This window comes from Simkania sp., from assembly GCF_965215465.1.
GTDB lineage: Bacteria > Chlamydiota > Chlamydiia > Chlamydiales > Simkaniaceae > Simkania.
Window position 1 is genome coordinate 929,504 of sequence record NZ_OZ244056.1, and the last position, 24,479, is coordinate 953,982.

Sequence of the window (24,479 nt, forward strand, 5' to 3'; positions counted from 1 at the left end):
CACCTCGAGTTTTGCTAGTCTTTTTTTCAGATTTGATATATGCTTTTCCCTAGTTTTTAAAGAAAAACTTTAAACGGAGAAAAATCATGGCAAATCAAGTCACCTTTTCAGACTGCCTAAATGCTGGAATTAAAATTGCTGGGGTTGGAGCTTTAATCGGTGGAGCTTTTGGCCGTAGCGTTCCTATGATTGTGAGTAACGGAGTAGGAAGTCTTGTTGGAATCACTGCGGGAAATTACATGCTTCATAACACCGAAGCTTGCAGGAAGTTTGATGCATCCACAAAGAGTATTCTTGTCATTGGGCTATCAATTCTAGTGAGCTCAGCTGTATTTGGTGGGTTTTCACTTGTTAATCGCAACTTGAGTGTTTCTAAGTTTGTTCAAGGTCAATTTAGTAGCGCTCTGATATATTATCTATTAGGGTGGGGAGTTATTGAAACGAGAACCCGCGCCGTTTAATTTCTTAGGCGCTCAGCTCAGTTCGATTTGAGCGCTTCTTCTTTTTTCATCAATCGATTTTTTCAATATCATGTAAGCTGTTCCTCCGATGCAAATGAAGGAACCAATCAGGAGAACAGGAACAGGTCCAATCAGGCCGCAGAGAAGTCCTCCTAATACAGGGCCGATGAGGCCGCGGAGGCCAACCATAAAGATGTTCACACCTGTGAATTTGGAGCTATCTTCATCTTTGGCAAAGAGGGTGCCAGAAAGTGTCCATATGAGATGGCTTCCTGCTTGGGCAATTCCGTAAAAGAGGAAGGCAATGTTCACCCAAAAGAGGTTCCACTGAGCTAGAAGAAGAAAGAGAGGGAAAAAGCTAAAACCAAAGATAATAATGGCAGTGAAGCGGTGAGTGGGGATGGCATTAAGAGCGCGCCGCCAAAGGAAGGAGGAGGCGACGACTCCGATTCCCATCCAAATGTAGCGAGCCATCGTTGCTTGATCATGCGACAGGGCGAGGTGGTCGACGTAAAAGATAATCGATGCAGGCTTCATCAGCATGAGCCCAAATCCTCCAATCATGAAACCCCATTGGAAGTGAGCAAAGTCTGGACGGGAACGCATGAGATGGATGCAATCTTTGATGGGTTGAAGGAGGCGATTGGTCGTGATAGGCGGGACATTTTCATCAGGCTTAAGGCTGGCGGGGAGAGGGATCCTCATTTGAATGAAGATACTTGAAATCGAAAGGAGTGCTGCAACAAAAAAGAAGATTTTCCATGTGCCTGGATGGATATCCAACAGTTTCCCCACAAAGACACCTAGGATGATGCTTTCAATGAATTTAAGCACAAAGACTCTCGAGTAGAGTTTCTCCCGCCGCTCTTTTGTCACATTGAGTTTGAGAATTTCCATCATTGCAGGAATCCCTGCCCGTTCGAACAGTTGATAGATTCCAGCTGCGAAGATCAAAAACCAAACGTTTTCAATGAAGGGGAGACAGAGGAAAGGTAATCGCCCAAGCACCCAAGCACCCATCAGGTTCGATAAGAGCTTTGTTCTCTGGCGCAATAGGTTGGAGCTCCAGTAAAATGAAAACACAGCGATGACGGGTTGAAGGGTTGCAAAGACCGTGATTTGAAGAGTGGTTGCGCTAAGGTCTTTGCGTAAGATAAAGAGTAGTAATGTGTACAAGGCAACAAACGGCTCACTTGCCAGGTTCATCCAAATCAGGGCAAATCGCGTAAAGAAGGAACGTGAGGCTGCTTGAGCTGAAACATCAGTGCTCATCGATCTTGATAGGGAGTTTGTTTTGCTTATGATGGCGGATCCACCAAATAATAAAAATCACAACAACCAAACACCAAATGGCAAATCGGGGTGAGTTAAAAAGGGGATAGGGAGGTTGCAAGAGAGGTCCCATATGTGAGCCTGGAGGCCAAAAGATGAATGAGGGTGCTCCACGGATGTTTGATTCGGGAACAAACCCAAAGTCACGACTATCGGCACTCATGGCGTAGTTGTCTCCTAATACGAGGTAGTGCTTTGGAGGAACTGTGATCCCGTATTGATTCAGAAAGGCGGGGTCAATTTTCCCGTCTTTATCGAAAGGAGGTGGGTTGTCATCGAAGGGAATGTAAGGGCGATATGTGGGAGCGTTTTGCTGTTTTAAATATTCATTTTGAATGAAGTCTACAAGGGTCGCATCGTCTTTTTTCATAAGTGGGGCTCCGAGAGCGTAGAGGTCTCCATCGCGATAGTAGACGTAACGTGAAGGAAGCAGTCCTGGAATTTTTGCTGCGGGGCTAAATGGAGTCAGCCATTCAATTCCAAGATTGTAGAGCGTTTGAACTCTCTCAGGTGTAAAAGTGTAGAGGGGGTGATCCGAAGGCAATTTTGTTGTGATTCCTGTCGCATGCACTTTATAGCCGATGCCATAGTAGAATTCATAGGTGCCGTCGGGGACTCCTTTTAGTGGCACGCACATTTTGCAGTCTTTTCCAGCTTTGAACGAGCTGCCATAGCGAGATGCCATGCCATCTTTGACAATGAAGCGCGCTGTGTAGATGTTGTCGAAGAGAGCTTTAAGGTGCTCTTCACTTAAAGGTAACACGGTTTGGCTAACGCCAACACCGGGATAAAGGCGGCCGTCTCGGTTGCGCTCGATCGAAGGATGTTTGACGCTAGGGTGATGGAAAATTTCGAGGTAAAGAGGGGCGTCTTTGAGTTGCGTCGGAGGAGTATCTGTTAAAGTATGGACTTCTTCTTTAGTTAAAATGCGCGCCATCCCGTAGTTTTTAAACCCCCATAAATCGTAGTAATCACCATCACTATGTTTGTAAGGATCTAAAAGGGTTCCCGAAAGTTGGTGATAAGGTCCCATGGAGACTTTAGCGACTTTTTGATTCATTTGTCGTAAAACTGCTGGCGAGTAGATATTCCCAGTGGGTTTTGATGGGAGGTCGACTCGTCCATTGAAATAGATATACGGCACATGATCGATTTTTGATAGGATATCAGGTTGCAATTCGTGAGAGATGTCGTTTCCTTCTTTATCGATTCCATAAATGAGTCCTCCATAAAAATAGAGGATATCGCCCGGTTTTCCGATGAGTCGTTTCACAAATTGCTTTTTCCCGGGGAAAATATAGAAATACATTGTATCGAGATCTGGGATGTCCATCCCTTTTCCTGTAAAAATGATCGTGCTAGCCCGTTGCACAAGGGCAGGTTCAAAAAAGATGTGTCCAGCGTAAAGAGGGATATTGACTCCAAAAGTCGTTTTTGAAACGACAAGCCTGTCACTTTCTTGCAAAGTGGGGCGCATCGATCCTGTAGGGATTTCATAAAATTCAAACCACATTGTTCGGACAAGAGTTGCCACAACAAGGGCAAAGACCAGTGCTAAAACAAAATCACGAAACCTCTCGATGGGTGTTTTGAGAAGATGTGTTTTAGCTAAATCTTCTGCTTTATGGGCATACCTACCTGCTTCTTCGCGATCACGATTGATGATTTCTTCTTGCAAATGGTTTAACGTCGTGACGATTTCTTTTTTCTGCAGCTCAGGCAGTTTCTTTTTCTTACGTTTGTAAAGATGAAGGACGTGTCTAAAGACGTGGAGAGACTTTCTCAATCGGTAGTTTTTCATGTGATTCCCAAGAGAATTTTTTTGAAATTGTACTTGATTTCTCGCTATTCTCGCAAGGATTGTGGAAAACTTGTTCATATGTTGTGGGTTTCAAGAGTGCGTAACCTTGCAATTCTTTTCGAATGAAGTAAAGTTAATTTTTTGTTAACTAGTTGAGGGGTGTCATAAATCCATTAGAAGTCAACTGTTTATGTGTTAGTAAAACAGCCGTTTTGGCGTAGAAAACAAGCCTTGTGCACCCTTTTATTTATATGTAATGGAAAGTTGTTCATAACTCAGTTCTTCAAGCTAAAAAGAGAGTTTTTATGGCTTGTTTTATTTATTTACCGCAGAGCACGCAGTAATCTCTGATGGTATAGCGTTAAAAAGATTGTTTTCAAAATTGATGAATCGAAGCATAATCACGAGTATGGATTTAAATGAAGAACAGCGCGCCAAGTTAAATGTTTTGCTCTTTCAATTAGGAGATCAGTTGAAAGAGCCTCCTACAATCTTGGATTATCAAGATTGGAAAAACAATGTCGACTATATCATGCAAGAAATTCGTGATATTTCGGATACAGCTTATCATAAGCTCGATGATTTAGTGACAGAAGTGCTGCGGCTTGGGGAAGAGCATGTTGCTGAAATTGATTCGGACGAACCTCCCAATATTGTCGCAAGAAGTGCTGAGCTTTTTTTCATGCAGGTTTCTTACGTCAACTCAGAGATTAATAATCTTAAAGCTCTTTGAACACAGTCGGCTGCTCCATTTCTGCATAGACGTCGTGTTCTTCAGATACGGCGATCCAAGCGTATTGATGCCCTTGAATCAGTTTTTCACTCAAAGTGGCAGAGTCTACCTCTAAAGTGACGTGTTCTTGATCCCGCTTCATCATGCTAGGCACAGAAATTGTGAGGCGAGGGCTGACAGAAATATCAATGGCGTAAAGTTTGAGGCTGTGGAAATAAAGAGGGGCTTGCAAGTTGAAATAGGCTTTATTGCCCTCTTTGACCATGCCTCCAATAAAGAAGGGGACTCTTCTTGGAAGTGATTTTTGGAGAGAGCGGAGACCTGTTCCTGAATCTGTTGCACGGATTTTAAATTTGAGTCCCCCTTCGCGGGCTTGCATCCAATAGGGGAAAGGGAATTCACCATGGTCTTTGTCAAAATAGAGGACGATCTTCTTCCTAGAGAGTTCTGATTGATCCTGAGGCCAAGACGTGGTGTAAACGTCGTAAGAAGCTTCTTTCACTTTTTTTCCTTCTCGCATCATTGGAGGGCCCCATGGTCTAGATGAGCCAACTTCTCCAGGCCGTGAGGTCGGACCTGTTTGTAACCGTTCTTCTTCAGGCAAAAAGGTCAGATCTAGGCCGAGGAGCGTGGTGAGAAAGGCATCCATGCTTTGAGTGGGCAAGTGGGCTTGTCTGGTAAAAGAGTAGCATTCGGTGACCTGGTTTTCGACAAGGTCAACAGCGTAGAGGATCCATGAAGTGTGTCCTTCTGCGCCTGTTTGAACCCACTTTTTCCAATCTTTTGACGTGACAAGGTGGCTTGGGATGCTAATTTCTTCAAGAAGGAGTTCGTCAGGAGTGAGCGTATGAACATGGAGCAACGTGTAGGTTTTGTTTTGCTCTGTGACGACGTATGTTCCCGGGTTGGACTCAGCAAACTTTTCCTTTAGACTCATGCCAAAGCAAAAGGAAAACGGGAGAAAAAATAAAAGGAATAATTGTCTTTTCATGTAAAAGATTCTATCACAACGATCCCTTTTTAGCTATCTTGAAGCCGTGGCTGCTTTCAGGGGGAAGGAGTGGCTCTGCCACTCCATTCTACCTTCTAGACTCTAAAGTTCGTGTTGTGAATGCAGTCCTTGGAAGACACTTAAAGCAACAACAGAAATGACTCCAAGCAACGCTATGGTCATAAATTTGCATGAAGATGAATAAGAGGGCTTAGTATCTTCGGGTGAATTTGTTTTTATCTTTTTGGTAAATCTGGCAATGATCTTTCCATCGCTGTCGAGTTCCAATCGGTAGCACTCACCAGTTTTTTTAGCAAACTGCACAGAGTTACAACTCACAAGGTATGAAAGGGGGATCGGATCTCTGTTGGAAGGAATAGGTGTCAAATGGAAGCGATTGGGAATTGGTGCACGTTCCTTAAATGTTGCTGTTATTTCTCCACTAGCGTCAAAACTCAAGGTATAGACGTCTGCATCTTGAGTAATAACATTGCATTCGTCTGTGATTGTTTTTAATAGTTTCTTAAAGATCTCTCTAGGCCCATCGCTCGGGTTAGGAGGGGGGCTGAGACAAATGGAAGCATTAAACTCATCCTCATATTGTGCCATGATCTCATGGTTTGAGTTTAGGGACAGACGATACAATGTGCAAGATGTGATGTTTATTAAGAGCCCTTCTTTGGTTCTGAGTAGTTCTTTTAATTGGATTGAATTTGTAGAAGGCTCCTGAGCTTGGAGGCTGTCTAATCCAGATCGAAGACCAGACTCAGACATAGATTGAAGATCAGACTCGCTCGGTAATAAGAGAAGATATTTTTCGAAGGTCGCTATAATCTCATTTCTATCGTTAAAACTTAATTTGTATAAGTTTCCTTCCTTAGTCCAAAACCCGAAACTTTCTATTTCCTTCTCATTCATAAGATTCTGAAGGGGTATTAAATCTGCAGGTCTATATGAAGTACTATTGGTAAATGGTGACTGGAATCCAGTCAGTGGAGTGGATGCTGCCATATTTTTTCCCTCATTTTGCGATTTTAAGTGCCAAATCATGATGATTGGCACTTTTACGGAGGGCATTCTAGCATCTTAATCCTTTAATCTGAATCTTTTCTGAAGCAATTTTCGATCTTATCAGCGCAAGGTTCCGCTCAATGCGATGGAGTTCTCGGCAAATAATGGGTGATCCGTTATATAGAAATTGAGAGTGCATCAATTGGAGTGAGGATGGGAAAGAAGATCGGGCTTTTCGCATTGTGTTTCATCTTGTTAGGATTTGGTATTCAGGCTTTAGTCAAAGAGCTTCCTCCCGATCAGTGGAAGCAAGAAGTGGAAAATATCGATAATACGATTAAGAAGCTTTCTGATTTAAGAGACAAAGAGCTTGCTAAGGCTGCTCGTCGTCAAAATGATGGGGATCGTCTTCAGTTTCAATCTAATAACCTCCTTGATGCTAAAAGAGCGTGGGCTGATGCCGATGCCAGTCGCGAAATTGCTGCTCGCTATCAGCAAGAAATCGATCAACTGGAAGTTCGCAAGGCGGAACTGTTACAAAAACATGGGGTTGAGTATACTCCACCAGGTACGTCCGAACAAACAGGATAAGCATGAAGGCAGATCAGGGGGGATTCTACCGTTCCTCTCTGGCACTGTTAACAGATCTCTACGAGCTAACAATGGCATATGGCTATTGGAAGCTGGGAATGACAAATCAAAAAGCAGCCTTTTCCCTTTTTTTCAGGAGACGTCCTTTTCAAGGAAGCTTTGCGATCGCAGCAGGCCTTGAAACCGCTATCGAATTCATTCAAAACTTTCGCTTTGAAGAGTCAGATCTCACCTACTTAGAGAGCTTGAAGACCTATAATGGCAAGCCTCTCTTCGAGTTGGGATTTCTAGACTATTTGAAGGATTTTTCCTTCGACTGTGATATCGATGCCATGGTGGAAGGGACTCCGGTCTTTCCTTACGAGCCACTTTTAATTGTGCGAGGATCCATCTTGCATGCTCAATTGCTCGAAAGCTCGCTCTTAAACATCATCAACTTTCAGACGCTGATTGCAACCAAAGCCTCCCGCATTTGCTGCGCTGCAGAAGGAGATGAGGTGATTGAGTTTGGGCTTAGGCGAGCTCAGGGAATTGATGGCGCTCTTTCTGGAACGCGAGCCTCTTATGTTGGTGGGTGTCACAGCACCTCAAATGTGATTGGTGGCAAGTATTTTGGCATTCCAGTGAAGGGGACCCATGCCCATAGCTGGATCATGGCGTTTGATCAAGAAAAAGAGGCCTTTGAAGCTTACACTCAAGCTCTTCCCGATAATTGCATTTATCTCGTCGACACGTATGACTCGGTACAGGGAGTGAAAAACGCCATAGAGGTTGCAAAAGAAAAGGGAAGCAAGATGCTCGGAGTCCGTCTAGACTCAGGCGATTTGGCTCACCTCAGTATTGAGATCCGGAACTTGCTCGATGATGCTGGGTTTCAAGATGCAAAAATCATGGCAAGCAATGAGCTTGATGAGCTCATCATCCGCGACCTGAAGAAGCAAGGCTGTCAAATCAACTTGTGGGGAGTGGGGACCAATCTCATTACAGCAAAAGATCAACCGGCGCTTGATGGGGTGTACAAACTCTCCGCGATCCAAGATGAAAAGGGGAACTGGGTTCCAAAAATCAAGATTTCCGAACAAATTGTCAAGACAACGAATCCAGGAGTTTTGCAAGTGCGCCGCTACATGGATGCGCAAGGACAGTACCTTTCAGATATGCTTTACGAAATCGACACTCCGCCTTCTTCGGATCCCGAAACCATTGATCCGATTGATCCAACAAGGCAGCGTCAAGTTGCAAAAGAGACCCAGTATAAGGACCTTCTTGTTCCGATCTATCGAGGAGGTAAGTGTGTTTATGAGTCGCCTTCGTTGCAAGAGATTCGGGCACATACTCTTGCCGAGCTCGACCGTTTTGCTCCGGCTGTGCGTCGCTTTCTCTATCCAGAGCCATACTTTGTTGGCCTTGAAAAAAGTGTCTACAATCGTAAACTTGAAATCATCGACTCCCTGCGAGGCCACTCATGATGGATGCTCTGATCCTTGTGGATGTCCAATATGACTTCATGCCTGATGGAGCACTCGGCGTGAAAAAAGCCGATGAAGTAGTTCCCATTATCAATGGCTTCATCGGAAAATTTTCACTTGTGATTGCTTCACAAGATTGGCATCCCGAAAACCATGTCAGTTTTGCCCAAACGCATGGGAAAGAAGTCGGGGACAAAATCAAAGTCGATGGAATCGAGCAAATCCTTTGGCCAGTTCATTGTGTTCAGCACGCACATGGTGCCGCCCTTGTCAAAGAACTCAACAAGGATCGGATTCATAAGTATTTTCATAAAGGGGATGATCCCGGGATTGATAGCTACAGCGCCTTTTTCGACAATGAGCGCTTACGCGAAACGGGCTTGGATGAATTTCTTAGAGAAAAAAATGTCACCAAGATTTTCTTAGCAGGTCTGACAACAGAATACTGCGTGCTTTATACAGCAATGGATGCCTTAGAGCTGGGCTATGAAGTCGCGGTGATTCTCGATGCCTGTCGCCCTGTCAACTTAGATCCCCATGATGAAAAGCATGCTGTCGAAAAGATGCGCAAGGCCGGTATCGAAATCGTCCACTCAAAGTCTCTTTAGTTTTGCGATTAAAACACTACTTTTTCCCTCCTAGTAATTAGGGGTTAAATACCTTGAATATAAATAAATAATTATGTTACTATTTAGGCTGACTTCTTTAAAAATTGAGGTGTGCTGCATAATTCAATCACTTCATATGCATCTGGATATAAATGATTTGGATTTCTTTGATACCGCCTAAAAGTGATAGAAAACAGGAAAAAACGCATTTTTGAGTCATTTAATCTGGTGAATCTGAGTTCGTTTATTCTTCAATATCAGATACTTATGCTTCGAATGAGTTATGCAACACACCTTAAAAAATGGAGGAAATAAAGAAATGGGGAGCACTAATGCAACGAATTCTTTTGGGTTAAATAATTTCTTTTATAATACACTAGAGAGCCTGCCGAGTTTACCAATAGAGACAATTTGGGCCGGGGCTTCAATGGCAGTCGAGGTGGTCTCATCTGTGGCTTCTTGGAGCTTTGCAACTAATGCGGCTATCAATATAGCAATCAAAGAATTTCCAAATTTTAAGTACTATTTTCAAGTATGTTCAGCTGCATATTCAAACGTCCGTCTTTTTCGCGCAGTCTCATCTGGTGATGTAAATCAGATGAAGCAGTTACTAGAACAAGGATTCGATGTGGATCGTCCAATTTTTCTAGGGATTTCTGCGCTTAATGTTGCAGCAATGACAGGAGATGTTGAAATGCTGAAGTTCTTGATTAACGAAGGAGCTAACGTAAATGCGGGATCCAAGTTACAGATTGAACAAGAAAAATTGGTTTTTTGCCCACTACTTCAAGCCCTTTCTCATGTTAGTAAAAACGATGAAGTTATCGAGGTAGCTAAGAGCTTCATTAAAGAAGGAGCTAAACTTAACGTTAAAGATGGTTGCGGTTACACACCTCTTCACGTCGCTATACTTAGAGAGAACCCAGAAACAGAATTAGTAGAGCTGTTGATTGAAGCAGGAGCTAAACTTAACGTTAAAAATCGTTTCGGTTACACACCTCTTGAGCTGGTATTGGACAGAGAGAACCCAAACAGAGAATTAGCAGAGCTTTTGATTGAAAAAGGAGCTCCACTTGATAATAAAGATCCAAAAGGTTCAACACCTCTTGGCATTTTAATGTCCAAAGAGACTCCAGACATAGAATTAGCAAAGCTTTTGATTGAAAAAGGAGCTAGACCCGATAGTCCAACTCCTAGCGTTCTAGGACCTTTCGGCGAGCTCAGGTCTAAATCATTTCCACAAATTGAGCAAATTCTAAGTGAACTACTTAAGAATCAAGAAGAAAGTCCTCAAATCATGACTGCACTATTTCAGTTGCTAGAAAACCTTTTTCGTACTGAAAAAAAAGAACTGTTCGTCAACTTTCTGATTAAGAATCTAGCAAATATCAATTCTGTAGATAGACACGGTGACACTCTCCTTCATATTTTAATGAAATATCATGATGATCAGAATGCGAGGAGTGTTCTAAAAAATGGTGGAAAGCTTGATGTTCGAAATGAAGCAGGAGAGACACCTTTCGATAGTTTAAGAACCTCGTATTTCCCGCGCATCAATCCCCTAATAGAATTTTTACTAGAAGAGGGACATCATAAAACTATTTTAGATCAGATAGATGTAGTATTTCGATTGATTACAGAAGATGGAGTCAATACTACTCAATTAGTACAGCTTGTCGTTGAAGAGAAAGGTGTCGATTTTCAAGATGAGAATGGTGACACTCTCCTCCATATTTTAGTTCTAAAAGGTGATAGGGAAGGCGTGCAGTATTTGATTGATCAGGGAGCTTCGCTTGGCATATCGAATGAGGCTAAGCAAAAGCCTTCAGATTTAGACACAAGTGATGAGGTGCGAAATTTATTGAGCGAAGTCTCCCGTCACGTTAAAAGGGCTAAGCGGTAGCAGTGGTATTTAGGATCTGCATTGCCTTGTCTAAAACTTATCTTGTAGAATGTTTGCCTAATTCTTCAGGCAAACACTCGAGTTTTGCAAAAGTGAGCATTTGTTCAACATATAGACGTTGGTTATTGAAGAAATAACAGGGACGCGATATGTAAAATTTAGTATGAGAGTGTTCAATTTTGCAGCTATTTGTTTTGCGTTTTGCTTTGCTAATTTATTTAGTGAAGAAGTCGTGACACTGGATTTGACGCGAGCTGAAGAAATTGCACTCGAACAAAATCAACATCTCAAAGAGGTCGATAGCTTAGTTGAAAAAGCGCGCCTGGGGCACTTGATTAGTGTGTCAGATTGGATGCCGCAACTCGAACTCACATCTCAAGCATTTCAAACGCAACAAGACCAAAATATCGGGTCGATGAATAAGAGCTCTTTTATGACTCAGATTCTCATGACTCAAACGCTTTTTTCTTCAGACAAGATGTACGACTTGCAGCTGACAAAATTAGCGCATCAAGAGCTGCAATTGATTCGGCTTAGCATCATCAACGACATCTTGTACCAAGTGCGTCGGGGATATTACCAAGTCATTTTGGATATGAACCAGATCGAAACGGCAATCACCCATGTTGAAGTGCTCAAAGCTTTAGCAATTCGGATGGAAGATCGGTTGCGCATTGGGACAGCCACGACGTTTGATGTGAACCAAAGTCAAGTGGCAGTTTCAAATGCTCTTTCTGTGTACTACAAAATGGTCAAAAAACTGAAATTGGACCTGAATAGGTTAGCCAAGATCTTGGGTTATGATCCTGGTGGAGTGTTCTTAGAGATTTCTGAAAAGGACATCCCAGTTGCCCAAATCGATCTTCTTCGAAGAAAGTTAGAAGGGCAAGAGCAAGTTTTTCTCGATACACCCGTGACAACAGGGCTGATTTTTCCTTCATCGAATCCTCGGAATCAAGCGGAGTGGATTGATCATCTGTTTTCCAAAGATGAGATGAGACAGTGGGAGCTGATTGCGATGGAGTCTCGCCCCGATTTACGGCAAGCTGAAAATATGATTGATCAGGCTCGGACAAACGTCAAAAAGGCTCAGGGGCAATATTTGCCACAGCTTGAACTTCAAGCGCAGTATGGTGGACAACCCACCCCTTATGTGGAGTTTCCAAACTCGAGCTTTCTCAACCAAAACTTTCAATGGGGAGTTGGTGTAGTTTTAAAGTGGAACATTTTTGATAGTTTGCGGCGTGAGCGAAAAATTTGGTCGGCAAAAGCACAAGTTTCTGCGCAAAAATCAAGTCAGAGTTTTCAGGTGCAAGAGGCGTTAGAAGAGGTGCGCAATCAGATCTTCTCAATTGAGAGTGCGATTGCGAGAAAGGTTTCTTCAGAGGGGAATGTGAGGCTTGCTGATCAAACCTTGGCACAGGCAGGTGAAAAAATGGAGATTGGGTACATTTCGATTTTTGATTACCAAATTTCTATTAACAATTTCATCGAAGCAAAAAACATTTTTTTGGAGGCTCAATTTGAGCTCATTGATTCCTACTACCAATTGCGTCATGCAAGTGGAATTGATGTGAATATGTGAGGATATGAGATGACGGATGTGAAACAAAAAAAATTCTCATGGAGTTGGATTGTAGGAGTGGTTGTGGTCATTGCTCTTGCGATTGGTGGTTACTATCTTTACCACTATGAGAGCGAATATGTCTCGACGAATGATGCCTTTATTGATGCTTACCGGATTGACTTATCCCCAGATATATTGGGTAGAATTATTGACCTCACTGTCGATGAGGGAGACTTTGTTCAACAAGGGCAGATTGTCGCTGTGATTCAGCAAGACATTTATGAATCGCAAAAGCTAGAGGCGGAAGCCGCCTTAGAAAGCGCTATCAAGAATGTTGCACTGCAAAAAGCTCATTTAGCCAAGGTGCGTAATGACTACTTGCGAGCTGAGCAGGGGATTCAGGATCAAATCATTTCATCGCAAGACTTTGATCATAAGCAAAAAGACTATGAAATGGCGCAGGCAGCCTATACAAAAGCGCAGGCTGATGCCTTTCATGCAGAAACGAAAGTTGGGTTGATCAACACGTATCTCAACCACACATTGATTTACGCGCCATTTGATGGACAAATTGCCAAACGATGGGTGTTTACTGGAGATGTAATGCGTTCAGGGCAGTCGATCTTTACGATGTATGATCATGGGCGTATTTGGGTTCAAGCAAACTTAAGTGAAAAAAAGATTAAAAAAGTGAAGCTCGGCGATGAAGTAGAAATATCGGTCGATGCTTATCCTGATCGGAAGTTTTATGGGAAGGTCTTCACCATCAAATCAGCGGCAGCATCGCAGTTTTCAGTGATTCCTCAAAACAATGCAACGGGGAACTATACAAAAGTTGCTCAACGCATTCCAGTCAAGATTAGCTTGATTCCTGCGCAGCCAACGGATCCACTCTACTTGTTTCCTGGGATGAATGTCGAAGTGAAAATTAAGATTTAGGCTTCCTATGGCACTCAAACACCGACTCAGTTGGGATAAACCGCGCGTTCTCAATCCATGTAACCCATGCATTCCATGGATTGTTTTGGCTGTCATGGTCTTTGCAAGTTTTTGTTCCATTGGTGCCGGGTTTGCTGGAATTGTTGCCGGTTCGTCGATGCAGGGGACGCTCGTTGTTGGCGATCAAAAGGACATGTGGCTCACGATTCTCTACTTCTTTATGACAGCATGTATGGTGCCGATTGCAAATTGGTGTTCCATTCGCTTTGGTTACAAAACGATCTTTTTTGTCGGCTTAGTGATTTTTTTTATTCCGAATCTCATTGTGGGGATGACAAGCAATTACTGGGTGATGTTACTGTTTCGCTCTCTTACAGCGGTGGGGGCTGGGGCAATTTTCCCCGCTTCATTAACGCTCATTGATCACGTATTTCCCAAGTCGAAACAGACAGTGGCTGTTGCCATCTACGTTGCACTTGCATTTGGAGTGGGGACAGGGGGAGGGACGTTTATAGGTGGATATTTTGGAGAGTTTTATAGTTGGCGCTGGATTTTCTATCTGCTTTTTGCATTTACACCGATTATTTTTATTGTGACGTGGCTTTTTGTCCCTGAAACTGAAAGGAAAAATGCTGGTCGCTATGATTTTATCGGAACCCTTTTTTATGCAGGGCTAGTGGGGTCTCTTGTCACATGGATTCCGAATGTTAAAGCTCCATGGAATACAGATGGGTTTACTTCGACTCTTGCACTTTCGACGTCGGTGATATTTTTCGTCTCTTTAGTCGGGCTTATTTGGTGGGAAAATCGCGTCAAGTCACCCCTATTGAACTTGAAATTGTTTTCGATTCGCCCGTTTGTTCTCGGAAACATTGCGATTTTTGTGATTGCGGTGACTTTTTTTTCTCTGACAATGAGTTTAACGTCGATTTTTGAACAGGGGCTTCTTTATTCCAAGTACCGGACAGCATTAGTGCAAGTGCCTTTTGGGGTGAGTATCGGGATTTTTGGGGCGTTGAGTGGACTTTTGAGTCAAAAGGTTGGCATTCGTATTCTTGCGATGCTCGGGATGGTGATCACATCTGTTTGTTGCTTCACAATGCATAGCATCACCATTCAAAGTGATCATACGCGGTTTATTTGGATGCAGATTTTTCATGGAACGGGGATAGGTCTTGCCTTAGGACCTTTAACAGCTCTTGCGTTAAAGAGGATTCGACCTGAGGATATTGGCCAAGCAGCTGTGCTTGTGACACTCTTTCGACAAATGGGAGGTTCTTTAGGGCCCACGATCATGGAATTTATTGGTTACTTTCGCTATCCCTTCCACCTTTTGCGATTCGGGGAGCAAATGCAGCCGAACTCTCCTGCCTTAGAAAATCACTTGCAAGACAGCCGCGTTTTTTTAGTCGACAATGCGGGATCCATTCCTGCAGTTGGGGCTTTTGGAAAGGAAGGATTTACTGAGGCGGCAACATTTAGAAGCATGGATCAGCTAACTGAGTATGCTTCCGTGCAGGCAAAGATCTTATCCATAAATGATGCTTTTTGGCTTATGGGGTGGATTGTCACCGTCATTTCAATTGTGATTTGCTTTTTTATGATCCGAGCCCGGATCCAAGAAGGGAAAGTCAGCTGAGCTTTTGTTGGAGAGATGAGAGCGTTTCTCCCTCGATCTCGACGAGTTTGTGGCGACCTTTGAGGTTGGTATCGGAATTGGATCCAAAAAATGAACTTTGATCAAAAGTAAGGGATCGATTTAATCCAATCAGAGTCTTTGTAAAGTGAAATTTTGAATTTTTGGGTATACATCTCAATTTTCTTGGTATTAAGGAGGGTATTAGGGTAATGGTTAAGTATTGAATGTGAAAAAAAAAAGGCGCCCCATGTTTTTTCGAAAGAATTATTTATATATCTTTTTTTTCTTTTTTTATGCTTCCCAAATATGGGGGGTCGATGCAAATTGGGTAGGAGGAGACTCTTCTGATCTCCAGACTGCTAGCAATTGGTCGCCCGCAACGATCCCCTTTAATAGTGCAACAGCAGTTTCATCTACTCCTACGACAACAACCCCTTTTACCATCGGTGAGCTCAATTTCCCAAACGATGCATCTTCCTTTTCCTTTACATTCAATTCCACTTTAGAGATTACAGATGCAGGAATTACGGGAACGAACGTAAATCCAACGATCAATCTTGTAAATAATCAATCTCCTATCCAAGGTCAATTATTTTTTGGTTTTGGTAATGCTACCCCTGCATCATTGGAAAGCTCTAAGATAACGGCATTAAATAATGGTACGATCGATGGAGTGGGAGATAGCCAAATCTACATAGACCCCGGTACTAATGTGAGTTGTGAGGATGGCACATCTTTTAATTTGACCAACATGGGGTCACTAAATTCTGGCACTTACAGGGGGCAAATGCAAGTACGAGGATCTTTTCATGTTGGAGCGCATACTGATTTTACGTTTACACAAGGGGGCTCCATTGATGGCATTATTATTGGGCAATTAGTCCAAGCTGCGCCTCCGGGTGGGGGCTTCACTGAATTCAATGCGCCAGATAATGTAACTTTTACTTTTACCAATACTGGGACTATTTCGTCTGCTCGTTCTTCAGCTAACCAAATGATAATAACTGTCGGGTCGCCAACTGGCGTAGTAGATTTCCATGTTGGAAATGCTGCTAATTTTAGCTTTTCCAATGAAGGCATGCTTACTGGAGACATATATTCTACACAACTATCAGTAGGTGGGTCAAGTGGTGTTGTTGATTTTGTAGCATTGGATCATGCGACCTTTACATTTTCTAATACAGGAATAATTACAGACACTTTCTTAATGGCAAGTCAAGCGGAAATGGATGTTTTCCAAGGCTCTGTCAACTTCCAAGTCGGAAATAGCGCTCAATTCATATTTGAAAATGATTCTACAATCTCTGGTAACTTTTACGGAGGACAGCTATCTTTCCTAGCAGATTCTGCAACATTGAGTTTTAGGGCGTTGGATAACGCTCTTCTAAGTTTTTCCAATAATGGGACGATTTCTGCAGGCTCTGATGCTGGCCAGCTAGCACTTATTGGTTTCTTTGGCACAAGTTTAGTCGATTTTGATATCGGAAACAATGCAAATCTAATGCTTAACAATAAAGGAACGATTTCTGGTGTTCAGAATGGTGCGCAGCTCGGGTTTTATGGATTTTCCGGGGGGGGAAATCATTCTTTTCGATTAGGAAACCAAGCTGATCTTACGCTGACAAATGATACTTCTGGGATGATTGAATCCACTGGAGACCGTGATGCAGGTCAAATCGTCTTTGATGGCAATGGAGCTGTGCATTCCCCTTTTACCAGCGGAAATTCAACAAACTTAGTACTAGATAATTATGGTCGTTTAGCTGGTTACCAAAATTCAGGGCAAATGGTATTCAATGCAAATGGTGGAACGGTTTCTCTAGATTTTGGAACGCAAAGCCACATTGCTGCAACAAATACCGGAGAGATTTCGAATTTACCGGCAAGTGGACAAATTAGTGGGCAAATCGTAATCGACGGAAGCAGCTCCATGCCACTAGGAAACATCGCTTTTGCGATGGGAACAGGCTCAACGATCACTGCTACAAATAGTGGAACAATTACATCAACAAATATCTCCTTCCCGGCATCTCAAATGTACTTTCGCGATACTTCAATTACGGGAAGCCCTATTCTTCATGCAATTAATCAACAAGCAGTTCCTAATATTGAGGGGATTGTATTTGAGGGAAACTCTACGGTTGATCAAAGTGATGTTATATTAGAAACCACTTCTTTATTGCTAAATAATCTAACATCGTCCTTAACGATCGCTTCTTTAACTTCTTTACCACTAGGCGATAATTCAAGTGTTGTTAAATTAAATAGCAGCGATTTAATAATCGATACATTTAGCAATACGGATGCTACTTTCTCAGGCATGATGACAGGAACTGGAAACCTGACCGTTACAGGCCCTGGAAAGCAAACTCTTGAGGGCGTCAATATTAATGGGATGGTCACAAAAAATGGCACAGGTACACTAACATTTAAAGATATTAGTTCTTTTCCTGGAGTAATTTTGGTAAATGATGGCCTAGTTATGATTGATAATCAAGCTCTGTTTGGGGCTGGAACCTCTGGAATCGGATTTAATGGTGGAACGATTGCCCTTCAAGATACAAGAACGATCACACGTGACGTATGTATTTTGGCTGGTGGAGGAACAATTGATATTGCACCCAATCAACTTATAACGTTAGCTAATTCTACTATAGGTGATCCATTAGGAGGGGGAGTGATATTCAACAAAACAGGTGCTGGTTCTTTAAATGTCGTTTCTCCAGTGACATATAATGGACAGGTCGTTGCCCATGATGGAACGCTGTTTATCAATACGCCAGCCCCTGGGGTCCCAGCACACATATCTATAGAAAGTGGGGCCATCCTTAAAGGTGAAGGAGTGATTAGTGGAAGTGCTACGATAAAAGACGGTGGCATTGGTTCAGCAGGTAACTCGATTGGAACGATTACCATTGAAGACTATACATTCAACTCCGGCGGAACTTATGCCGTTGAAATTGACCCAACAAATAGCTCCCTAACAATTGTCACTAATACCCTAAACATTAATCCTAATGCATTTGTTTCGGTGACTGAGCAACCCGGTATCTACGACCCGTTTAGTTTTTATCTCATCATGAGCGCACAAAGTGCTAACCCTGCAGTTGATTTATTTGAGGGACAAGTGACATCTCCTTTTCCCTTGATTCGGTATGAGCTTTTCCAATATCCCTCTTTTGATCCCCCTGCTCCTCCCTACAATATCTACTTAGGTAGACAGATTCTTCCATTTCTCTCTTGCGGCTCATTATCTAGTAATGCGAAGGCTGTTGCTGGATATTTAGACAATAGCCCACAAACCTGTGACTCAAATGATTGTTGTCAAATTGTGCAACTTTTAACACTCGCCACGAGTTGCGAGCAGCTCAATGATGAATTACTTCAACTGCAACCCTCCCACCTCAAAGGCTTAGCGCTTGTTCAAGAAAATAATAGTGTGCTTGTAAGTCAGACTGTCTCGTTACGGGCTCAATCCCTTTATCAATCCAATTGTATTCGTGATATAGAACGGGGAAAGTGGCATCTTTGGGGTGATGGTTGGGGAGATTTTTTACATCAGGACTCACATAACAGTGAACCAAGTTATCACGCCAAAACCGGTGGTGTAATCATTGGTGCAGAATACATCCTTCCCCAAAATGTTGCGATTGGTGTTGGAAGTGGTTACTCCTATAGTGATGTCGATTGGGGATCTTCTGTAGGTGATGGTTCTATTCAAGGAGTCTATGGACTTTTATACTCTAGTTGGTTCAACGAAAGGTTCTTTGCAAATGGCACCTTGATGGGGGCTTATAATGATTATGATGAAAAACGGACGATCACCTTATCCACAACTGGACAGGGAGGAATTCAAATTAAACGGCATGCCAAGGGAAGCTTTGGTGGAGGTGAAGTGGGTGTTGCTCTAAACGGCGGAGCCTTTTTCCATGGGGGTGGGGTTGATATCTCTCCTTTTGGAGGAATTGAATACTACTATCTTCATCAAGGAAGTTTTAAAGAGTCTGGCGCTGGCTGTATAGATCTTAAAGTTAATTCAAGTGATGCCGATCTCTTGCGCTTATCTTTAGGATTCACCCTTGCGAAATGCTACACTTGGCCACAAGTTAAATTCATTCCATCTGTTCAGCTAGAGTTGATTCGTGAAGAGCGATTTATTGCGAGTAAATATCGAGCAAAGATGAAAGCAAACGAGTCGCTTTACTTTACAGTCTATGGAATGAAACCCTCTCGCACATTAGCAGGAGTGCAAGCAGGCTTTACAACCTGGATGTACCATGATAAGTGCTCGCTTTCTCTATTCTACACAGGCCAGTTCAATTCAAAATTCCAAGATCATCAAGTGAACCTACAGTTGGGCTTCGGGTTTTAAGAAAAGAGGGCTGCCATCATTTAGGTGACAGCCCTCTTCATGGATTGAGAGTGTTTACTTAAAAAAACGGGGGAACGTTTCATTGTGAATCCGAAGAAAACTACTCGTTAACTTCTCGCTGAACGTATTGATTGGCTTCAGTGACAATCTTTTCATAACTTTTACTTCCTTTAGCAAATTCTTCGAGAGGTTTAGCAAACATTTCTATTTGATATAGAATGGAACTGAGAATCATTTCGAGATTTGCCGGTAAAAATCCTTCACTCAAACTGGGGTAAATGTACCGATAATGGTGAAGATGAAAGCTTTGAAGGGGTTAGAAATGCTGTACTTGGGTTGCTGCGGTGAGATAGACCTTGAGGATTTCATTTTCCCAGCTTTTGGGGTGACTTTTATCTGGAGTGTTGCCATTAACTCAACCTTTTGGTAATATGCAGGTTAACTGAAGGTTTGATTTATGTTGAGAAATTTTCGTTCCTTACACATCCATTCGTCTTTCCACCATGCCCATTAGGGCGCACGTATTTTTTTGTCTCAGTTTTTTTTTAATTATGTTTTAATTTAAAACCCAAATGATTGTGCATAGGTCGTCATTTGGGTTTAAAGGTGAATGATGAATCGTCAAGTCAGTTTTTCCCGCATTTTAAGCGGCACATTTTTAATCGCCGGTACCATGGTCGGGGCCGGAATGCTGGGGATCCCCCTCGTGACAGGGGTGTCAGGTTTTATCCCCGGAATCTTCGTTACACTGGTCGTGTGGCTCTTTATGTATGCAACAGGTCTTCTCTTTTTAGAGGTGACACTCTGGATGCCAGATGGAAGTAATGTTCTCTCCATGTCAGGACGTTTTTTTGGCAGAGGAGGACGTTTGCTATCTGGAGGAATGTTTATCTTTCTCTATTATTGTCTCATGGTGGCTTACTTTGCTGCTGGAGCGCCTCTTTTAGCGGATGCCTTGAGGATGGTTGGGCTTACATTTTCAGGATGGGAGATGTTTCTCGTTTTTGGGATTATTTTCGGGACAATTGTGGCCTTTGGCCCCAAGTCGATCGACCGGGTCAATATCATCATGAGTGTAGCGATGATCGGCTCATGGCTCGTTTTGATTGGAAGTGGTGGCTCGGAAGTCAAAATCGAGCAGCTGTCCTATAAAAATTGGCCAGAGATGATGTTTGCCATGCCCGTTTTATTTAGTGCCTTTGGGTTTCACAATGTGATCCCTTCCTTGTGTACTTATTTAAAGCGAGATCGAAGGGCATTGCGCATTTCTATCTTTTGGGGATCGATCTTGCCTCTTTGTGTTTACATTGTCTGGCAATGGCTGATTATCGGAGCTGTTCCAAAAGAGGTGATTGCAGAAACCCTGCAAGCAGGGACTCCTGTGACTGCAGCTTTTCAGTCGATTACAGGCGAAGCCTACTTTGTTGCTGTCGGGCGTTTCTTTGCGTTTTTTGCCATCGTGACCTCAGTTCTTGGGGTAGCCTTTTCAATGGTTGACTTTTTGGGAGACGGGTTTCGCGTTCCTCATCGTAAAGGGTGGAAGCGGATTGGACTCACAGTCCTAACGTTCACTCCTCCGTTTATTTTGGCTGCCTTAAATCCAGGGGTTTTTGGCACTGCGCTTGGTGTCGCAGGTGGCTTTGGCGAAGCCTTTCTAAATGGGCTTTTGCCGATTGGTCTTATGTGGTCTGGAAAGTATGTTTGGAAGCTCAAGACCGACTTAAAGGTTTTAAGGAATCGGTACTTACTCACACTACTTGGGCTCTATGCTTTTTTAGTCATTGCATTAGAGGTCGCTCAACTGGTCTAATAATTAATGATCAGGTACAAGGCGAAGTATGGATATTCCGGTTTCGCCTCAGCCCCGCATGATTCGTAGTCGCCACGACTTAAAGAAAGAAACGGACTCGTTTCATGAGTCCGTTTCGAAGCTCCTGGACGCAGCTGACAGAAAGTTAGAAGAAGCGCCAGATCTCGATCAATGGCATCGAAACAGTGGAGCGCATTTAGCAAAAGCATTTCATCATGAAGAAGATGCTCTGAGAAAGGCTTTAGCTCATTTTGAAAAGACCATTCAATCGTGCCAAATTGCTCCGGATCTTTCAGAAACAGAAAAATCAGAGCTGAGTGAACACTTTGAGCACTTGATGGGGCTTCTTGATGGTGTCCAAGACCTGACAGCAAAAAAATTCACCAAAGCACGCGCACGTCTTTTAACGAAATATCTGTGGGAAGAGATCGCCTTTTTAAAAGATCTATCAATTGAAGCTAAGCAAGGTAAGAACGAATTTATCGATCAACTTCGTGAAAAGTTTGACCCCAACCGCTTTAAAGAGTTCATTGAGATTTACCGCCAAACAATGGATGAGCTGGATAAGATTTTGCAAGAACCGATTTCTACTCGTGGTGACATCCAAATGACCCTAAAAAAAGGGAGGATTCTCGAAACAAAAGAAGACCTGCTCTTGGCATTTACTGAGCTCAAGCATGTCTTCAGCGATAAGATCAGCCTCTTTTTTTTAGCCTCGCAAGAGGTGCGCTCCTATGAAGACCTCAAAAATCAGGAAATTTTAGATCGGGTGCATTCCCGTTTAAGACCTGAACGTTCGACAATCGAAAAAGTCCTGGAGAAACTATTCACAAAAAAGTTGATTTCCAACCCCAATGCCATTGCAAAGCTGTCCCTTTCACTTGCAGCGACTTCCAAAGTGACGAGCCAAACTCCTTCTCAAGCGTTGGGGGCCAGTGCGGGATTGTTATCTGTCGGATTTGCTTTGCCCGTTTCAGCATTTTCAATTTACAAGACGGGTCATTCGATGTGGCGTCATCGAGAAGCTTCTCGAGACTTGCGAGAGTGTAAGGAGATTTTCAAACATGCTCAGCTCATGGTGAGTCAGGGGCAAGCCATGCGCAGTAATGCTCAGAGAGTGATTTTAGCGGATTCTTCAAAAGAAGAGGTCGATCTAGCCCAAAAAACATTAGAGCAGGGAACCCGCTTACTTGCCATGGGGTCGGATCTACAAGAAAAGGCAAGTTTAAATATTGACGAGCTGGAAGGTGAAAAAACTCGGATGAAAGCCCAGATGTTTGTCTTTGGGACAGTCACAGCTTCCCAGTTGGCGACAGGTGCAAGTGGAGTGGGCACGATACTTAAATCTCTTGTCACCTCGTTTTCGACGACGACAGCTGCTGCTGCCTTGGGCTGGGTAGGGGTTGCGGGTGCAGGACTTGGGGTTGTTTTGGGAACAGTAGGGATGGGAATGAATTTGAAGGGGTTGCAAGATGATCAGAAAAAAATCGGGCTTTTAGCCGAAAGGTCCAGGAAACTAGATGAGCTCAATGTGAAAATGCCCAATCACGCCCTTTTGCATGATGTGACAGTGATAGAGACGCAGTTGAACTTAGTTGAGGCAGAGGCGTTAAAAATTAGCCAACGCAACCATTGGATCAGTTTTGCCTCAAACGCCTTTTTAGTTGTTGCAGGTGTTTTAGGGATTGCGGCTTTAATCGCTACTGGTGTGGCTTCAGGAGGGCTTACTTTTGCTGTTATTGGGATACTAGCCTTAGTCACGGTCCTGTCTGTGAGTCATTTTTTTCTGAAGCGTAATTGGCTCCAAAAGATTGATGATAAGATCGATAGAGACAAGGAAGAATGGAATCTGTTTCTACAGGATTTAGCAAGGAAAATTCAGTGGTGCGGAAAAGACAAACTCCCTATGGTGGAAATTATGAACTTCCTCGAGATTCCTTCTGAGAAAAGAGAAGCTTTTGTGTTAAATCCCGAAGAATTTCTTAAACATCGGTATCAACTTTTATTGGAGGGCCGAAAGTGAAACTACACTTAACTGCGATTCAAAACTTTTTCAGTGACTCGGGTTTTGAGACCCATTTGGAAGGGGCATCAGAAGAAACTCCCTTTGATCAACTTTTTGTCTCAATTGGCCGAGATGAAGAGATGCGAGACCTCACTCTCCAGGTTCGTTTGTATGATCAAATTCTCCCAGAAGGAGCGCATCGCAATGAGCTCTCCCATCCTCGATTTCTCGACTTTTTTCTCGTCCTCCCGTTTGAAGTGGATGAGAAAGCCATAGCTGGAGCGGCGCGTATGGTTTCACTTGTCAATAAGGTGACCTTACTTCCCGGTTTCATGCTCAGTGAAACTGACCATCTTCTCTATTATCGGTACATTTACCCCAGTTTGAGTGAAGAGTTTTTACCGGCAAATCTCGAAATGATTCTCAGTTCCATTCTCTATCAAATGGAAACATTTGCTAAACCTCTCGAAGAGGTTGCTAAAGGAAGCAAAAGTTATGAAGAGATTGTCACTGAAGCCAATCAATACGTTCAGCGAGAAGTTAAAGGGTAGTCTTCTTCGGATTCACAATGAAATGTTTCTCAAAAAAAGTGGCTTTGTTTTGAACGATTACAAAGACCAAGACAATGCAGAGCAACACAGTTGCAATGCATTTTGTCATCGGCTCTGTTCTGAATAATATTGCGGAAAGATTAATCATTGAATGGAATAAAATAAGAGCCGGAATACTTCGCCCGGTTTGATAGAAGATCCAATTCATGATGAAAGCTATGACAAAAGTGCTTAAGAAGAAATTCAAAACATAGATAGGGCCTAACTGCAAAAGCTGGTTTTGGTAATACCCTTTGACAAAGAAAAGAGGTAAGTGCCAAAGAGCCCACAAGGTTCCGAATAGGACTGAGGTCAGAAAAAGGTTGTAATGGGAACCTAAGGCTATCGACCCCATATCCGCGCCAACCCAGCTCTTCAATCAAAGGGGCAAATGCCAATGGAATCACTATTCCGAGGAGACTCCATCCCTTCATGACACTGAAAGTTTTAGCCAGTAAAAACTGCTCACTAGAATAGCCGAAAGCTAAGGAGATCAATGTGGCAAGAAGTGTGAGACAGGGCATGAACAAAAGGATGATCATAAGATACATGGGTGGAATTTTAAATAGGATCAGTCGAGACCAAAGATCATGAATCATTTCCTTATTGCCCGAGAAATACGTCAAGGCAATTGCTGTGAGACAGGGCAAAAATAAG

The 24,479-nt window shown here is 43.0% G+C and carries 18 protein-coding genes; 13 read left to right on the top strand and 5 right to left on the bottom strand.

The genetic code is table 11. The features are described from left to right. The first annotated feature begins 86 nt into the window (after positions 1-86). Entirely contained in the window at positions 87-461 is a 375-nt protein-coding gene (locus ACOOFG_RS04310) for a hypothetical protein (protein ID WP_420422410.1), read from the top strand. A gap of 12 nt (positions 462-473) precedes the next feature. On the opposite strand, the gene ACOOFG_RS04315 is transcribed toward ACOOFG_RS04310, so the two are convergent. Together ACOOFG_RS04315 and lepB are read right to left on the bottom strand one after the other, a co-directional pair. Continuing rightward, positions 474-1,733, bottom strand: coding sequence for an MFS transporter (locus ACOOFG_RS04315; protein ID WP_420422411.1), 1,260 nt, complete (start codon positions 1,731-1,733; stop codon positions 474-476). Further along, the gene (gene lepB / locus ACOOFG_RS04320) at positions 1,723-3,594 is read right to left on the bottom strand and encodes a signal peptidase I (protein ID WP_420422412.1); all 1,872 of its coding nucleotides are present in this window, start codon (positions 3,592-3,594) and stop codon (positions 1,723-1,725) included. The genes ACOOFG_RS04315 and lepB overlap by 11 nt, the downstream gene beginning before the upstream one ends. Before the next feature lie 385 nt (positions 3,595-3,979). Here lepB and ACOOFG_RS04325 point away from each other — a divergent pair, with 385 nt between their 5' ends. Beyond that, on the top strand, positions 3,980-4,327 hold the full coding sequence (locus ACOOFG_RS04325; protein WP_420422413.1) for a hypothetical protein: 348 nt from the start codon (positions 3,980-3,982) through the stop codon (positions 4,325-4,327). Here the strand turns inward: ACOOFG_RS04325 and ACOOFG_RS04330 are convergent. Together ACOOFG_RS04330 and ACOOFG_RS04335 are read right to left on the bottom strand one after the other, a co-directional pair. Beyond that, a complete protein-coding gene (locus ACOOFG_RS04330) occupies positions 4,314-5,318 on the bottom strand; it encodes a hypothetical protein (RefSeq protein ID WP_420422414.1) in 1,005 nt (334 codons plus the stop codon). The genes ACOOFG_RS04325 and ACOOFG_RS04330 overlap by 14 nt on opposite strands. A gap of 102 nt (positions 5,319-5,420) precedes the next feature. Continuing rightward, the gene (locus ACOOFG_RS04335) at positions 5,421-5,927 is read right to left on the bottom strand and encodes a hypothetical protein (protein WP_420422415.1); all 507 of its coding nucleotides are present in this window, start codon (positions 5,925-5,927) and stop codon (positions 5,421-5,423) included. A 615-nt stretch (positions 5,928-6,542) separates the two neighbouring features. Between ACOOFG_RS04335 and ACOOFG_RS04340 the strand changes: the two genes are divergently transcribed. The 11 genes from ACOOFG_RS04340 to ACOOFG_RS04390 all read left to right on the top strand — a co-directional run bounded on the left by ACOOFG_RS04340 (position 6,543) and on the right by ACOOFG_RS04390 (position 23,783). After that, positions 6,543-6,920 carry a hypothetical protein gene (locus tag ACOOFG_RS04340; RefSeq protein ID WP_420422416.1) on the top strand — a complete coding sequence of 126 codons (378 nt, stop codon included), beginning with the start codon at positions 6,543-6,545 and terminating at the stop codon, positions 6,918-6,920. Positions 6,921-6,922: 2 nt separating this feature from the next. After that, entirely contained in the window at positions 6,923-8,389 is a 1,467-nt protein-coding gene (locus ACOOFG_RS04345; protein WP_420422417.1) for a nicotinate phosphoribosyltransferase, read from the top strand. Then, positions 8,386-8,997 carry a bifunctional nicotinamidase/pyrazinamidase gene (gene pncA, locus ACOOFG_RS04350; protein WP_420422418.1) on the top strand — a complete coding sequence of 204 codons (612 nt, stop codon included), beginning with the start codon at positions 8,386-8,388 and terminating at the stop codon, positions 8,995-8,997. Before ACOOFG_RS04345 ends, pncA begins: the two co-directional genes overlap by 4 nt. Positions 8,998-9,280: 283 nt before the next feature. Beyond that, positions 9,281-10,900, top strand: a complete 1,620-nt coding sequence (locus ACOOFG_RS04355) for an ankyrin repeat domain-containing protein (protein WP_420422419.1) — start codon at positions 9,281-9,283, stop codon at positions 10,898-10,900. Positions 10,901-11,063: 163 nt separating this feature from the next. Beyond that, complete coding sequence (locus ACOOFG_RS04360; RefSeq protein WP_420422420.1) at positions 11,064-12,485, top strand: TolC family protein; 1,422 nt, start codon at positions 11,064-11,066, stop codon at positions 12,483-12,485. A gap of 9 nt (positions 12,486-12,494) precedes the next feature. Further along, positions 12,495-13,406: an HlyD family secretion protein gene (locus ACOOFG_RS04365; RefSeq protein ID WP_420422421.1), complete on the top strand. Its 912-nt coding sequence runs from the start codon at positions 12,495-12,497 to the stop codon at positions 13,404-13,406. 7 nt (positions 13,407-13,413) lie between these two features. Continuing rightward, positions 13,414-15,045 carry an MFS transporter gene (locus ACOOFG_RS04370; RefSeq protein ID WP_420422422.1) on the top strand — a complete coding sequence of 544 codons (1,632 nt, stop codon included), beginning with the start codon at positions 13,414-13,416 and terminating at the stop codon, positions 15,043-15,045. A 247-nt stretch (positions 15,046-15,292) separates the two neighbouring features. Further along, entirely contained in the window at positions 15,293-19,417 is a 4,125-nt protein-coding gene (locus ACOOFG_RS04375) for an autotransporter domain-containing protein (RefSeq protein WP_420422423.1), read from the top strand. 610 nt (positions 19,418-20,027) lie between these two features. Next, complete coding sequence (locus ACOOFG_RS04380) at positions 20,028-21,227, top strand: amino acid permease (RefSeq protein WP_420422424.1); 1,200 nt, start codon at positions 20,028-20,030, stop codon at positions 21,225-21,227. Between the two features lie 28 nt (positions 21,228-21,255). Beyond that, a complete protein-coding gene (locus tag ACOOFG_RS04385) occupies positions 21,256-23,250 on the top strand; it encodes a hypothetical protein (RefSeq protein ID WP_420422425.1) in 1,995 nt (664 codons plus the stop codon). After that, a complete protein-coding gene (locus ACOOFG_RS04390) occupies positions 23,247-23,783 on the top strand; it encodes a hypothetical protein (protein ID WP_420422426.1) in 537 nt (178 codons plus the stop codon). The genes ACOOFG_RS04385 and ACOOFG_RS04390 overlap by 4 nt, the downstream gene beginning before the upstream one ends. Here ACOOFG_RS04390 and ACOOFG_RS04395 read toward each other — a convergent pair. Beyond that, positions 23,773-24,177, bottom strand: coding sequence for a type II CAAX prenyl endopeptidase Rce1 family protein (locus ACOOFG_RS04395; RefSeq protein ID WP_420422427.1), 405 nt, complete (start codon positions 24,175-24,177; stop codon positions 23,773-23,775). The genes ACOOFG_RS04390 and ACOOFG_RS04395 overlap by 11 nt on opposite strands. Positions 24,178-24,479: the final 302 nt, after the last annotated feature.

What these genes read in the sequence shown, in the direction of transcription:
- ACOOFG_RS04380 (WP_420422424.1), top strand. Translation starts at nt 20,028, where the DNA reads ATGATGAATCGTCAAGTCAGTTTTTCCCGCATTTTAAGCGGCACATTT.
- ACOOFG_RS04310 (WP_420422410.1), top strand. Translation starts at nt 87, where the DNA reads ATGGCAAATCAAGTCACCTTTTCAGACTGCCTAAATGCTGGAATTAAA.
- lepB (WP_420422412.1), bottom strand. Translation starts at nt 3,594, where the DNA reads ATGAAAAACTACCGATTGAGAAAGTCTCTCCACGTCTTTAGACACGTC.
- ACOOFG_RS04385 (WP_420422425.1), top strand. Translation starts at nt 21,256, where the DNA reads ATGGATATTCCGGTTTCGCCTCAGCCCCGCATGATTCGTAGTCGCCAC.
- ACOOFG_RS04395 (WP_420422427.1), bottom strand. Translation starts at nt 24,177, where the DNA reads ATGGGGTCGATAGCCTTAGGTTCCCATTACAACCTTTTTCTGACCTCA.
- pncA (WP_420422418.1), top strand. Translation starts at nt 8,386, where the DNA reads ATGATGGATGCTCTGATCCTTGTGGATGTCCAATATGACTTCATGCCT.
- ACOOFG_RS04375 (WP_420422423.1), top strand. Translation starts at nt 15,293, where the DNA reads ATGTTTTTTCGAAAGAATTATTTATATATCTTTTTTTTCTTTTTTTAT.
- ACOOFG_RS04370 (WP_420422422.1), top strand. Translation starts at nt 13,414, where the DNA reads ATGGCACTCAAACACCGACTCAGTTGGGATAAACCGCGCGTTCTCAAT.
- ACOOFG_RS04340 (WP_420422416.1), top strand. Translation starts at nt 6,543, where the DNA reads ATGGGAAAGAAGATCGGGCTTTTCGCATTGTGTTTCATCTTGTTAGGA.
- ACOOFG_RS04355 (WP_420422419.1), top strand. Translation starts at nt 9,281, where the DNA reads ATGCAACACACCTTAAAAAATGGAGGAAATAAAGAAATGGGGAGCACT.
- ACOOFG_RS04325 (WP_420422413.1), top strand. Translation starts at nt 3,980, where the DNA reads ATGAATCGAAGCATAATCACGAGTATGGATTTAAATGAAGAACAGCGC.
- ACOOFG_RS04360 (WP_420422420.1), top strand. Translation starts at nt 11,064, where the DNA reads ATGAGAGTGTTCAATTTTGCAGCTATTTGTTTTGCGTTTTGCTTTGCT.
- ACOOFG_RS04345 (WP_420422417.1), top strand. Translation starts at nt 6,923, where the DNA reads ATGAAGGCAGATCAGGGGGGATTCTACCGTTCCTCTCTGGCACTGTTA.
- ACOOFG_RS04335 (WP_420422415.1), bottom strand. Translation starts at nt 5,927, where the DNA reads ATGGCACAATATGAGGATGAGTTTAATGCTTCCATTTGTCTCAGCCCC.
- ACOOFG_RS04330 (WP_420422414.1), bottom strand. Translation starts at nt 5,318, where the DNA reads ATGAAAAGACAATTATTCCTTTTATTTTTTCTCCCGTTTTCCTTTTGC.
- ACOOFG_RS04315 (WP_420422411.1), bottom strand. Translation starts at nt 1,733, where the DNA reads ATGAGCACTGATGTTTCAGCTCAAGCAGCCTCACGTTCCTTCTTTACG.
- ACOOFG_RS04365 (WP_420422421.1), top strand. Translation starts at nt 12,495, where the DNA reads ATGACGGATGTGAAACAAAAAAAATTCTCATGGAGTTGGATTGTAGGA.